At 41.0% G+C, this 13,531-nt stretch carries 11 protein-coding genes; all 11 read right to left on the minus strand.

Annotation, left to right across the window (positions count from 1 at the left end; all coding sequences use genetic code 11):
• Positions 1 to 3: 3 nt before the first annotated feature.
• Positions 4 to 456, minus strand: a complete 453-nt coding sequence (locus HMPREF1481_RS08215; protein ID WP_016466212.1) for a YhcH/YjgK/YiaL family protein — start codon at positions 454 to 456, stop codon at positions 4 to 6.
• 200 nt (positions 457 to 656) lie between these two features.
• A complete protein-coding gene (locus HMPREF1481_RS08220) occupies positions 657 to 1,499 on the minus strand; it encodes a carbohydrate ABC transporter permease (RefSeq protein WP_001183246.1) in 843 nt (280 codons plus the stop codon).
• A gap of 15 nt (positions 1,500 to 1,514) precedes the next feature.
• On the minus strand, positions 1,515 to 2,381 hold the full coding sequence (locus HMPREF1481_RS08225) for a carbohydrate ABC transporter permease (protein ID WP_033587514.1): 867 nt from the start codon (positions 2,379 to 2,381) through the stop codon (positions 1,515 to 1,517).
• 231 nt (positions 2,382 to 2,612) lie between these two features.
• Positions 2,613 to 3,932, minus strand: a complete 1,320-nt coding sequence (locus tag HMPREF1481_RS08230) for an ABC transporter substrate-binding protein (RefSeq protein ID WP_016466214.1) — start codon at positions 3,930 to 3,932, stop codon at positions 2,613 to 2,615.
• A gap of 116 nt (positions 3,933 to 4,048) precedes the next feature.
• Positions 4,049 to 4,747, minus strand: a complete 699-nt coding sequence (locus HMPREF1481_RS08235) for an N-acetylmannosamine-6-phosphate 2-epimerase (RefSeq protein WP_006150888.1) — start codon at positions 4,745 to 4,747, stop codon at positions 4,049 to 4,051.
• A gap of 292 nt (positions 4,748 to 5,039) precedes the next feature.
• Positions 5,040 to 8,384 carry an SIALI-17 repeat-containing surface protein gene (locus tag HMPREF1481_RS08240; RefSeq protein WP_016466215.1) on the minus strand — a complete coding sequence of 1,115 codons (3,345 nt, stop codon included), beginning with the start codon at positions 8,382 to 8,384 and terminating at the stop codon, positions 5,040 to 5,042.
• Positions 8,385 to 8,400: 16 nt separating this feature from the next.
• The gene (locus HMPREF1481_RS10850) at positions 8,401 to 8,550 is read right to left on the minus strand and encodes a hypothetical protein (protein ID WP_016466216.1); all 150 of its coding nucleotides are present in this window, start codon (positions 8,548 to 8,550) and stop codon (positions 8,401 to 8,403) included.
• 181 nt (positions 8,551 to 8,731) lie between these two features.
• The gene (locus tag HMPREF1481_RS08245; protein WP_016466217.1) at positions 8,732 to 9,715 is read right to left on the minus strand and encodes an acetylxylan esterase; all 984 of its coding nucleotides are present in this window, start codon (positions 9,713 to 9,715) and stop codon (positions 8,732 to 8,734) included.
• 310 nt (positions 9,716 to 10,025) lie between these two features.
• Entirely contained in the window at positions 10,026 to 12,041 is a 2,016-nt protein-coding gene (gene recG / locus HMPREF1481_RS08250; RefSeq protein WP_016466218.1) for an ATP-dependent DNA helicase RecG, read from the minus strand.
• A 24-nt stretch (positions 12,042 to 12,065) separates the two neighbouring features.
• Positions 12,066 to 13,169, minus strand: a complete 1,104-nt coding sequence (gene alr, locus HMPREF1481_RS08255) for an alanine racemase (RefSeq protein WP_016466219.1) — start codon at positions 13,167 to 13,169, stop codon at positions 12,066 to 12,068.
• On the minus strand, positions 13,159 to 13,521 hold the full coding sequence (gene acpS / locus HMPREF1481_RS08260; protein ID WP_025173302.1) for a holo-ACP synthase: 363 nt from the start codon (positions 13,519 to 13,521) through the stop codon (positions 13,159 to 13,161). Before acpS ends, alr begins: the two co-directional genes overlap by 11 nt.
• Between the last annotated feature and the right edge of the window lie 10 nt (positions 13,522 to 13,531).

A 13,531-nucleotide genomic window follows, 5' to 3' on the forward strand; every position in this document is an offset into this window, starting at 1 on the left:
TGACTAATCGATTAAAATTTTAAATAAGTATTTGCGAACTTTATCTTCCATACCTGCATAACCATTAGGTTGATGAGGTTCACCTGGGAAAAAGACTGCAAAATTGTGATAACCCAATAAAAGTGGGTATTGTTCATGACAATGAACAAAGCCGATATCGCTAGCTTCGTCAAAGGCTACAGCCTCATCTTTTACACGAGAACCGTAACTAGAATACTCATGTCCTTCAACCAACAAATGCAAATCTGCATAGTTTTTATGATGCTCAAAGCGATCATTTTCTTCTTTATTGAGAATATTTTCTTGTACAACTAGGAAGACTTTATCCCCATCAATCTCGTATTTGCCTAATTCAAAGCTATCCTTACGATGCTCATAGAGATAATCGATGGCCTTATCGAGATTTGGATGAATTCCTTTGTAAAAGCTAATGTTTTTTAAATCATCAAAAATCATAGTAATTTCCTTTACCTGATTGTTACCTTCAGACCTAAGATGTCTAGCCAGTAAGTTTATAAGTGTCTAACAAAATTTCGTGAAGCAAGCAACTCCTCTCAATTTTGTAGACACTTATATATCCTGTATTCTCTTAGTCTATCAACTATACTTCTGCATACTGATAAACAGTTTGTACTATATTCAATTTTCGCAGAGTACTATCCTTTGACAGCTCCCATAGTAATCCCTTGAGTGAAGGATTTTTGGAAGACAAGGAAGACTGTTACGATTGGCACAGCTGCAAGGGCAGCCCCTGCCATGATCAAACCGTAGTTTGTTGCCATCTCAGCCTGCATAGTCGCAACCCCGAGTGAGATGGTCAAGTTTTGACGTGAAGTCAACATTACCAATTGCATGAAGTAGTCATTCCATGTATTGATGAAGGTAAAGATTGCAAGAGCTGCAAATCCTGGTTTCACAATAGGGAAAGCTACGCTCCAGAAGGTACGAATCTCGCCGCATCCATCGATTTTAGCAGATTCGAGCAATTCTGTCGGAATGTTTTCACTAAACTGTTTCATAAGGAAGACCCCGAATGGCCATCCAATCAAAGGCAAGATAACTGCCCAAAGAGTATCATGGATTCCCATGAAGTTGACGATACGTACCAATGGTACAAGGACAACTTGTTTTGGAAGAGCCATGGCAGCGATAAAGATTGCAAAGAGAATGCGTTGTCCATAGAAACGTTTCTTAGCCAAAACATAACCTGCTAGTGAAGAGGTTGCACAAACCAAGAACATAGTTACTAAAGAAATGAACACTGAGTTCCACATCCATTGCAAGGCTGGGTTTTGCACCATCAATTGTTGGAAGTTCTCCATTGTTGGAGCTTTAGGGAACCATTGTGGTGGAATCATAATGGTATCTGGTTGTGATTTGAATGCACCTGTCAAGATCCAGTAGAATGGGAAGATAAACAGTACAGTCAACAAGAGCAAAATGATTGTTGAAATAACAGTAAAGGCTGTTAATGGTTTCTTTTGTTGTGTAGGTTGCATAGCTGTCTCCTTTCCTTAGTATTCTACATCGTTTCCGAGGATCTTGAATTGAGCGAAGCTGACAAGGGCAATCATAACTGCCAAGAATACACCAATAGTATTAGCATAGCCATATTCAGTCAATTGGAAGGCTTTTTCGTATAGGTAGTACATAAGTGTACTTGTTGAATAGTTTGGACCCCCAGATGTCAACAACTGAATTAATGCGAAACATTGGAATGAGTTGATGGTTGTGATAATTGCGATATAAAGAGTTGTTGGAAGGAGGCTTGGCCATTTAATCTTCCAGAACACTTGGAACTCAGTCGCACCGTCAACACGGGCTGCTTCTACAAGTGAGTTATCAATATTACCCATTGCAGCGATGTAAAGAATGATTGGTTGACCAACTGATGTTGTCAAAAGGATAATCATAATCGCCATCAAAGCCCAGTTTTTATCTCCCAACCAAGAAATGTTTTGGCTGATGATATGGCTTGACTTAAGCACGAAGTTCAAAATACCTGATAGTGGATCGTAAATCCATTTCCAAACTACTGTTACGGCAACACTACCTGTAACTACAGGAAGGAAGAAAACGAAGCGGTAGAAAGATCTAGCAACGGCATTTTGTTGATAAGTCTGAGATGCTACAAAGAGCGAGAAGAGTACTACGACTGGTACAGATCCGATTACCAAGATTACGGTATTAATCAAAGATTTTGTAAAGACGGGGTCTTTAAACATACGAATGTAGTTGTCCAAGCCCACAAACTCAAAGCTAGTCATCGAGTAGTTAAAGAAACTAGTAATGAAGCCCATGATCATTGGAGCTAAAACGAAGACGGTAAAGAAGATTAATACTGGTGCTAGGAACGCGTATGAAATAATTGTTTCCCTCATGCGAATTTTATTGACTTTCACAGTTGGCACCTCACTTTCAAATAGTTTTGTTTTTTTGACTGTCATCTGACATTGATCTAAAATCAAAATGAAATTCTTTTAAAGATTAGACAATGTAAGAACTTCATTTTAATTTTGACCTGTCAGTTCCTTACATTTTTAAACAAAAGTCCCCCTTTTCGTGCACAGAGGTGCACAGGGAAAAGGGGGATTTCAGTTTTTAATTAGAGCTTATTGTTTAGCTGCTTTTTTGATAGTTTCATTAGCTTTTTCAGTAAATGTCTTCAAAGCTGCAGCAGGTTGTTCGTCACCGTTAGACACTGATTGCAACATTGGGAACCAAAGTGTTCTCATTTCAGCAAATCCGTCGATTGTGTTGTAGTATGGTGAGTAGTATTGAGTCCAGCTACCAATTGTTTCCATACGTTTGTCATCATAAAGTTTTCCAAATGAAGTACGAACTGGGAATGCACCTGTACGAACTACGTCTTTAGGACCCCATTCTTTATCATCTGCGATGAATTGGATGAATTTCTTAGCTGCTGCGACTTTCTTTTCGTCTTTGTTGTTAAATACTGCAAATCCGTTTACAAGGTATTCAAGAGCTGGTTTGCCTGAATCAGATGGGAATGGTACTTCAACCACTTCAACTTTACTTGCTTCCAACAATTTAGCTTGGATACCATTTTGAGCTGGAGCCCAAAGGATTGTGTAAGAAGTTTGACCGTTTGCAAAGTTTTGGATATCTGCACCACCGTCAAATTGCGAACCATTGTTCAACAAACCGTCTTTGATCCAGCTAGATGCTTTTTCAAGACCTTTAACGAATTTAGGATCGTCAGTTGTGTATTTAGTTACTTCTTTATCAGTTACAGATCCGCCATAAAGGTTAGCGATGAAGGCACGTGTTCCTTGGTCTCCCCCTTGACCTGAACTGAACAATGAACCTGGTGTATAGCCTTTATCTTTAAGCGCTTTCAATACTTTTTCGAAGTCATCTGTTGTCCAACCTTCTTTTACAAGGTTTGCAACTCCTGCGTCTTCCAACATTTTCTTGTTCATAGCCATGTAGAATGGTGCAGAACTGATTGGATACATGTAAGCTTTGTCGCCTGCTTTACTTGCTTGGATGATGTTTTCGTTGTTAACATCTTTCACAAATTCATCTGTAAAGAGGTCGTTCAAGTCAGCCAATTTTCCATTTTTACCGTATTGGATGATACGCCCTGGTGCGTCAAAGAGTACGTCTGGAGCAGTTCCTGCTTCGATTGCTGTAGTGATCTTTTCAGGACCAGATTTGAAGTCGATTGTTTCTAGTTTAACTTTGATATCTGGATTTGCTTTTTCGAAAGCTTCGATGATAGATTTTTCATAAGTTCCTACACCGTCACCAGTTTTTTCTTGAGTAAAGACTGGGAATGCCCACCAAGTGATTTCTGTTTTTCCTGAATCACTTGCAGCGTCTTTTTTAGCGTCTGATTTGCCGCAAGCAGCAAGAGATAGAACTGCAGCACCTGCAAGTACTGTACAAGCTAGTTTTTTAAATTTCATTAGTATTCTCCTAAATGATGATAAGCGTATCCGAAGCGGATAATGAGTATTGGCGACTTTGTATACGTTTTCATTTTTTTCTACGAATCAACCACTCTCCTCGTGTTTTAATTGTCTTATTTGAGTCCAGCAACAAATCGTTCTGTAATCTCTTTTGGTCTAGTAATAGCTCCACCAACTACGATTCCTCGCACTCCGTAACCTAGGATTTGCTTGGCTTGTTCTGGTGTATGAATCTTACCTTCTGCGATAACGTCTACTCCTGCATCGCAAAGTTTCTTAATCAATTCAAAGTCTGGGCCATCTACTTTTGGACTGTAGGATGTGTAGCCTGACAAGGTTGTTCCGACGAAGTCAATTCCAGCTTCAACTGCTGTTAGACCTTCTTCAAAGGTACTTGTGTCAGCCATCAATAATTGATTTGGATATTTTTCTTTGACTTGACGGATAAATTCTTGAATGTCTAAACCATCATATCGTTCTCTCTTGGTACAATCAAGAGCGATAACCTCAATGTCTAGAGCTGCTAATTCATCAACCTCTTTCATAGTAGCTGTGATGAATGGTTCCTGTGGCGGATAATCACGTTTGATAATCCCGATAATCGGAAGGTTTGTGACCTCTTTTATCTCCTTGATATCTCGAACACTATTTGCTCGGATACCGACTGCTCCACCTTGCTCAGCTGCTTTGGCTAGCAAGGGCATAACACCTCCCGCTTCTGTATAAAGCGGTTCGTGAGGAAGTGCCTGACAAGAAACGATGATTCCATCTTTAATCTGCTCAATCAAAGCTTCTTTAGTGATTTGTGGCATCTACTTTCCTCCTTTTCTTTTTTCTTATGAGCCTATTATATATCATTTTTAAAGCGCTTTCAATAACTTGTACTAGAATAGATTGAAGTTTCAAAACAATTTTCTGAAACAGATTCTGCTGAAAGTAGTTTCAGAGGGGAGGCTTCCGCTTGAATCATCTTCGTTCTAACTATTCCATCACTTTCTACGCTTTCTACATTTCTATAAATGAAAGAGCCTGTAACAAATCACCGTCACAGACCCTTTCAATTTCACTATTTTTTCTTAGATATTTTTAAGATTTAATAGTAGATTAATCTTCTTTTTTCTTGGCCATTCCAAACAATCCCAAGAACATACCAACAAGACCGAGAGATACTAGAGAAGTTGAAACTTCACTTCCTGTTTCAGGGAGAGCTGGTTGTTGTGGTTGAGCTGCAGGAGCTTGGTAAGTCTTATCTTGTTGTGCTACTAGAGTTACAAGTGGTTGATCCTCAACCTTATATTCTGGGACTTCATTAATAGCTGCTTCGACTGCGTTAACGCCACCTACGTATTCTGGAAGCTCATGTTTGAGGGCTAGGACTGAATTTACACCGCCTACAAACTCTGGGACTTCATGTTTGAGGGCTTCAACTGCATTCACACCACCTACGAATTCTGGGACTTCATTGACAGCAGCCTCGACTGCATTAACTCCGCCTGTGAATTCAGGTAGTTCTACTATCGGTGCTGCTTCGTCACCTACTGTAGCAATAGGCTCTGTGTACTCTATGACTTCAGCAACAGCTGCTTCTTCACCATTCACACCACCTGTGAATTCTGGGACTTCATTGACAGCCGCCTCTTCACCATTCACGCCACCTGTGAATTCTGGAACTTCATTGATAGCTGCTTCTTCACCATTCACACCATTGGTCAGTTTAGTACCAACCACAGATACTGGTAAGTTATGCATGCTTTCAATTGCACCAGCTGCAAGGCCTGTCACTTTTTGACCAAGATTCTCAGGAGCTATTGAAAATAGAAGAGTCTTCGTATCATACTGAGTCATAAAGGTAGCAGTCTTACCATTTGCTAATTGGAGTGTTGGAGCTTGGTTTACCAATACTTCTGAGTCAAACTCCATCGCAATGATTCCTGGCCATTTTTCCAAAGCCTGTGTAACAGTCACTTCTTTAGGAGCAAGTCTCTCTTTAGTGAGGTAATCCCAGTTGAATTTTTTATATGATAAAGTATATGGATTGCCACCTGCTTCATGGTGTTCATATAAGAGTCCAAACTCGTCTGGTCCAACTTGTTGAAGTGAGTTATAGGCATACTCTCCTTCTTGGATCAAATGGTGATGAAGCCAAGTCAATTGACCATTTTCTTCCACACGCGCTACACGGATGTACCCATTCTTACGACCTGGACCATTGGCATTAGCTAAAAGGATGTACTCTTTACCATTTTGAACCGTATGTGTTGCTGCCATCTGAACATAGACATCTGGAACATCGTAACGTTCGATATCATTTTCCCAAGTTTGACCACCGTCATTACTTGTTGCAACTTGAAGGTCACCAGTCAATCCACGCATGAAGAGTTTCAATTGACCGTTGTTGAGTTGAACTACTGAAGACTCTGTATTTTGAGCATAGTAATCGCTCATGGTACTTGCATCAATTACTCTACCGTCTGTAAGTTTTCGATTGTCATTGACACCGCCACCTAGTTTCCAAGTCTTACCATGATCGTCAGAATAGATAACACGGGAAGATTGTGAACCATTAAGGTGATGTGTGCGGTTTGTAGTATAAGTAGGAACGATAATACGGCCTTTATGTGGACCATTTTGTAGTGTAATTCCCACACCAGGACCGACACCAAAGAATTTCATCCAATCTGCTTTTACCATTGGAGTAATATCTTGTGGTGCTGACCATGTTTTACCATCATCATCACTGTAAGACATCCATAGGTAGCTCTCTTTAGCAACTCTAAATGGAGACGTTTTTTGAGTTGTGAAGTAAACATTACCGAGCAACTGGTCACCTTGATAAAGGTCACCCTTATCACTATAAGATGGTTTAACAGGATCTACTACAACTCGATAATCCGTTGCCTTTCCGTCTGGCGTATACACAACACCTTTTTCACGAATCGTATAGGCTCCGTTTTCTCCTTCACGATAGAGAATTTGGTATGTTTTTCCATCGATTTCCTTATAGGCAATTTCCCTTTCAGAAGACATTCCGAAAATTCCTTTGCCTTCTGGGAACATATCGTATACTGAGAAGATTCGTTTGGTTTCAGGATCTTGGACTAGAACCATATCGATGTTTACTGGCGAACCAATATTTGGATCCTTGGCTTTCGGATTATCTCTTAAATTCGTAATCGTAATCCGGTCACCCCATGTTTTACCCTTATCCTCACTACGTCTAACAACCATTCCGATGTCGCCCCAGTCACTCGAATGTAGTCGACGTTCATCTGCTCCAGCAAGCAAGGTTCCCTTATCTGTCTTGAGCAGAGCTGGAATACGGTAGCTTGCAATTCCATCAGAATTAGTCTTGCCATTGCTACCTGCTGTATAGACATCTATTTTATTAGAAATTTCAGCGCCTTCTGGGAGTTTTTGCTCCAAGTCGCCTCTTTCGAATAATTGACTACGTGTTTGAACTTCATCTGGTGTCAAGGCGCGATCATAGACTGTTAGATTACGAACTTGTAAATTTGATCCCCAAACTGTCTTATTTCCACGTTTTGTAGCACCGATTTGAACTTGGTTTACATCTGGCATATCATTGATGAATTTTCCAGATTTTAGACTTGTTCTAGATAAGACACCATTTACATATAGGCGAACGCGTCCAGTAGGTAGTTCTGTTGTTGGTTTTTCAACCGTAAAGGTAACAGAATTCCACTGACCTGGGCGAACCTTCAAAGGTGCATCTGTATATTTATCATAGAATTGTGCACCATTTGCATCACGACCTTCGATTAGAGCTGTATTATCGAGGACTGACATGGTGAAATATTCATTTTCCTTGGTTTCGCTTGATACAGAGAAGAGATTGTAAAAGCGTGGTGCAGATGCATCTGGCTTGAACTCCATATGAACGGTTGCATCTTGGAGTTCCTTGAGTTTTCCTAGGTTGCTTGTAAGATCAACTCGCTGGTTATTTTCTGTATTAGTGGCAATGTCATTTTTTTCTACAACAGTATTAACATTTTCCAATTCTCTTGAGTAATAATCCCGAGCAAGGGCTCCTTGATTATCTGTTTCTTCAGTATTAGCAGTTTCTGCCGTAGTTGTCTCAGTCGGAGTTTCTGAAGTCGTTGCAGCTTCTGTAGTAGCTGTCGTTTCTGTTGGTTTTTCAGAACCTGGGTTTGCTTGCAACTCTTCACGGTTGACTTCAGTTCCTTTATCTGTAGCTGTTGCCAACTTATCAGCAAGTTCTTTATCAAGGTTAGCTAGATTTCCTGTTTCTACTTCTTTCGGTAATTCTGGTAAAGCTTGACCAGCTGTTTCCCCAGTGTTTGTTGGAGCTTCTTGGGCTAAAACTGGTGATACGCCAAAAACAACTGCTCCAATAACTACGGATGCTGCTCCTACTGTAAATTTGCGAATTCCATAGCGTTCTTTTCGATTAAATTCTCTCTGTCTCATATTTTTCCTTTCGTTTTCACAAAAATAAAGCGCTTTCTTTTTCGCTTAAAATTTTTAGCCCTAGGGCTAAAAGCATGTAAAGAAACTGTATTGTTGATGGGTTTCCCCATTCTTTTTCATCTGAATTGTGATTGCCTTTATTTACTTTCTTCCAGTAAGCAACCATTTTACTCCTTTCGCCTTGATGTTATACTTATTATATAATAAATATTCTTAATTATAGCATTAGTAATCTATAATAGAATTTACTTTCAGATATATTTCTATGATTCGAACTTTTTGAAACTACTTTCTTTAATCTTCCAAAAAGAAAGTCCTGATTTTGACAGGACTCTTTTTACATATTTCTAACGACCAAGATAGGTAAAGGGAATTTCACTACCACATAACCAATTGTAAACTTGGTCGTTGACATGAACATTCATAGCCTCATGAGCGTATTCCGGCATGATACGATGGCTCTTTTCACACGTCAAACGATTGTAGATAGCAAATTGGGTGATTGGGTAGCAGACATCGTCATCTAGCCCTGTAATCATTCTCACCTCACCTTTGATTCGATGGGCAAGATTTTTCACATCGATATAGCTAAGCGTCTCCATGATTTGTTCTTCTGTCTCATGGAATGGATCATGGAACTTAAAGTAACGGAAGAGCTCGTCATAGGCTTCACTGGTATTCCCAATTTCTAATACTCGTCTAAAGTCTGACAAGAATGGATAGATAGCCACTGTTCGCTTGATACGTGGATTGAGCCCTGCAGCCACTAAAGCCAGCGCTCCACCTTGTGAAGCTCCGTAACTAGCCAACTGCTCTTCATCTACTTGAGGCAGACTAGCTACAATTTCAACCAATTGATAAATATCAAGATAGACATCCTTGTAGAAGAGTTGATCTTTTCCTTCAACAGCACCACGAATGATATGGCCTTTTACTGTATTTCCTAGTGGAGAACGCAGACCATCTTGTGAGTAACCAGATTGCCCACGAACATCCATCGATACGACACCATAGCCAGCCACTGTAAATGCGAGCATATCTGTCCAATCCCAGCAACGTCCCATATAGCCATGGAAGTGGAAAATGACAGGAACTTTCTGCTCTGATTTTGGTAAAACTACACGCGCATAAACGAGACCATCACGTGTACCTTTAAAGGTTAACTCATAACACTTCACATTAGGAATATGAAAATCACGTTCCTCTAGTTGGTATTCAGGTAAGACCGAAACCTTGTCAATCTCACCATCCCAAAAAGCATCAAAATCCTGAGGAACTTCATCTCTTCCTTTATATGTTTTCATTTCTTCTACTAATGCTGGATTTCTCATAGAATTCTCCTTTATTTTGTAAACGTTATCATAACTGTAGCACATATGGAGAAGCAATGCAAGAAAGAAAGGGAAACGGAAAGTGGATTTACTGTCCGACCCCTGCAAGAATCCCTCTGAAAGTAGTTTTAAAAAAATAAAAAAGAGCGATTTCGCTCTTTTCTTAGTATTTAGGAGAAGGTTGAATTTCTTTTTGAAATGTCTTTGGGTAATTTACTTTAATAGTCATGAGAGAGTCCTCGTTTCTTTTTGATGACTCAAGTATAGATAACAATCCTAAAAGCAAACTTATATTTTTCTTAGAAAAAGCTTAATCCAGGAATTCTTTTTTCTCTAGATGCAAGGCAATCATGTGCCATTCTGGGGTCTCTTGCCAGTTAGGGAGAGAACTGATATAGCTGGCTACCTTTCTAGCTTCTTCTAAAATCGGGAAGTCTTCAATAATATCGGCCACATGAAACTCTGGTAGCCCCGACTGTTTGGTCCCAAAGATTTCTCCAGAGCCTCGCATTTTCAAATCTTCCTCCGCAAGGACAAAACCATTGGTCGTTTCTGTCATGATACGCATGCGGTCTTTCCCAGAATCAGTTTTTGGATTAGCAACGAGAACTGCGTAGGACTGCTTGTCACCACGACCTACACGCCCTCTGAGCTGATGAAGTTGACTAAGACCAAAACGATCAGCATCCATGATAATCATGACTGTTGCATTTGGAACATTAACCCCGACCTCGATAACCGTCGTAGAAACCAAGATATCTGTCTTTCTCTCTTTGAATTCCTGCATAATCTGGTCTTTTTCATCACTCTTCATCTTCCCGTGTAAGAGAGCAACTTTTGCTTTCCCTGCAAAATGAGTCGTCAACTCTTCTGAGAGTGCAATGGCATTTTTAAGATCCAGGGCTTCAGATTCTTCGATCAAGGGCGAAATAACATAGGCTTGAGAACCTTTTTGAATCTCCCCTTCCAACCAAGTCAAAACCTGTGGTAATTGCTCATGCTTGATCCAACGTGTCACGATGGGTTTACGTCCAGCTGGCATCTGGTCAATAATGGAAACATCCATATCTCCAAAGGCTGTGATGGCTAAGGTTCGTGGAATCGGAGTCGCCGTCATCATGAGGACATCTGGATTTTCTCCTTTTTCCCGTAAAATACGCCTTTGCCCTACACCAAAGCGGTGTTGCTCATCGATGATAATCAAGCCGAGTTTAGCATAGTCCACCCCATCCTGTATAAGAGCATGGGTACCAATGATTACATCAACTTGACCCTTAGCAATGCTTTCCAAGACCTTGCGTTTTTCTGCAGCTTTCAATGAACCTGTTAGGAGAGCTAATTTCAAATCAGGAAAGAGACTCTCTAGACTTTCAAAATGTTGCTCTGCAAGAATCTCTGTCGGAACCATGAGGGCGGTCTGGTAACCAGCCGTTACGGCTGCGTACATCGCTAGACCTGCTACCACTGTTTTCCCACTACCAACATCTCCTTGCAAGAGTCGATTCATGTGATGGTCCGACTTCATATCTGTCAGGATTTCTTGCAGGCTTTTTTCTTGGGCTTGGGTCAGAGCAAAGGGTAACTTTTCTTTTACCGCCCTTAGTTTTTCCTGGGACCAATTCAGAACCAATCCACTTCCATGAACCTTATTTTCAGACTTGAGGGTCTGTAATTGCATTTGGAAATAAAAGAGTTCCTCAAACTTGATTCGACGAAGAGCCTGCTTGTATTCTGCCAAATCCTTAGGAAAATGCATGGCACGCACAGCCTGACTTCGGGGCCTGAGTTTATATTTGTCTAGCAAGGACTGAGGGAGATTTTCCTCTATCAAGAGATCCAGTCCTTGATCAAAGGCGGTTTTAATGACTTTAACAAGGCCTGCTTGACTGACTCCTTGTGCGAGACGATAGACAGGTTGAAGGTCGTCCTCTACTTGGGCCAAGACCTTCATCCCTGTGAGGCTAGCCTTAGCGCGATCCCACTTGCCAAAGACAGCTAGAGTCGCTCCTAGCTCAATCTTATCAGCCAGGTAGGGTTGGTTAAAGAAGTTCACCGCAAACACAACCTCACCCTGCTTGAGGCTAAAACGCAGTCGATTGCGCTTAAAACCATAATATTGAACACTAGCTGGCGTCACTACCTGACCAGATAGGACCGCCTTCTCACCATCTTCTAGTTCTAGCACCTGCTTGGTCTTAAAATCTTCATAACGGAAAGGAAAGTAGAGCAAGAGATCTTGCAGATTTTCAATTCCTAGTTTGGCATATTTCTCTGCTGATTTTGGTCCCACGCCAGGCAAGACATGCAAGGGTTGATGTAAATTCATGCTCCTCTCCTTTCCTTTTGTTTCTTAATGATACTCTCTCGGAACTCGATCACTGAGGAGACAAACCACCTCATAATTAATAGTTCCTCGGTAAACTGCTACATCTGTTGCAGTAATCTCCTTGTCACCGTTTGAGCCAATCAAAGTTACCTTGGTACCCAATGGGTACAGCTTAGGTAAGCGAATCGTAATCTGGTCCATAGATACCCGCCCTACGATAGGGCACAATTGTCCATCCACCAGAACTGAGAAATTCTGCATATCGCGTGTCCAACCATCCGCATAACCGATTGGCAAAGTAGCAATGACTTGCTCACTGTCTGCCTGATAGGTTGCTCCGTAGCCCATACAAGCCCCAGCTGGGACTGTTTTAACATGAACAATAGCAGTTTCTAAGGTCAAGGCTGGTTTTAGTTCATAAGGCAACTCCAAAACTTGTCCGCTTGGATTGAGACCATACATAGAGTCCCCCATACGAACCGCATTGAAAATCGTTTCCGCATGCCATAGAGTAGTCGCAGAGTTACTCGCATGGACTAGTTCAGGGACTTCTTGCAAGCCTGCGATTATTCCCTTGAAACATTCCAACTGTTGTTTAAAGTAGGTATCTGACTCTTCATCTGCAGTTGCAAAGTGGGTAAAGATCCCTTCAACATTGGCTCCATGTTCCTTGAGCAAAGTTTGAGCCTGTTCCGCCTCGCTTGCACTTCTAAAACCAATTCGCCCCATACCTGAATCAATTTTAAGATGAACGGTTAAACCTGATAAGTCTGGCTCTGTAGCTATGAGTTTCTGGATCCATTCCAAGCCAGCCACTGTCAAGGTAATGGCATACTCCTTAGCCAATGAAAGAGATTCAACCTCAGATACTCCTAAAATAAGAATCTTCTTAGAAATTCCTGCCTGACGAAGTTCAATGGCTTCATCGATATTAGAAACGCAAAAGCCGTCAACATCATCCTGAATAGCTGTTGCAACAGCTATTGCTCCGTGCCCGTAGGCATTGGCTTTTACAACTGCCCATTTGAGGGTATCTTTGGGAATGTGCGCTCCCATTTGTTGGATATTGTAGCGGATAGCTCCCAGATCGATGAGGGCTTTGGTTGGTCTATGTGGACTAGTTTTCATGATTCTCCTCCAAAATAACACTAGCTGTCACAAACTGATCGGTATGGCTAATTGATAGCCAAACTTTTCCTGAAAACGGGGATTTGCTGAAGTAGGGAGCTCCTCTTTCATTGTTCAAGATTTCCAAGTCTTGAAAGCCCAACTTCCCAATTCCCGTTCCCATAGCCTTTGAGAAAGCCTCTTTAGCTGACCAACGACCAGCCAAATACTCGACCTGTCTGCGACCTTTGAGACTAGAAAAGCGCTCCATTTCCTTGTCTGTCAAGACACGCTGGGCAAAACCTTTTCTTTTTTCAACTGCATTTTGTATGGAAGCTAATTCTTCAATATCAATTCCGTGTCCAACTATCATTTTCCTCAAA

Source organism: Streptococcus sp. HPH0090, from assembly GCF_000411475.1.
GTDB lineage: Bacteria > Bacillota > Bacilli > Lactobacillales > Streptococcaceae > Streptococcus.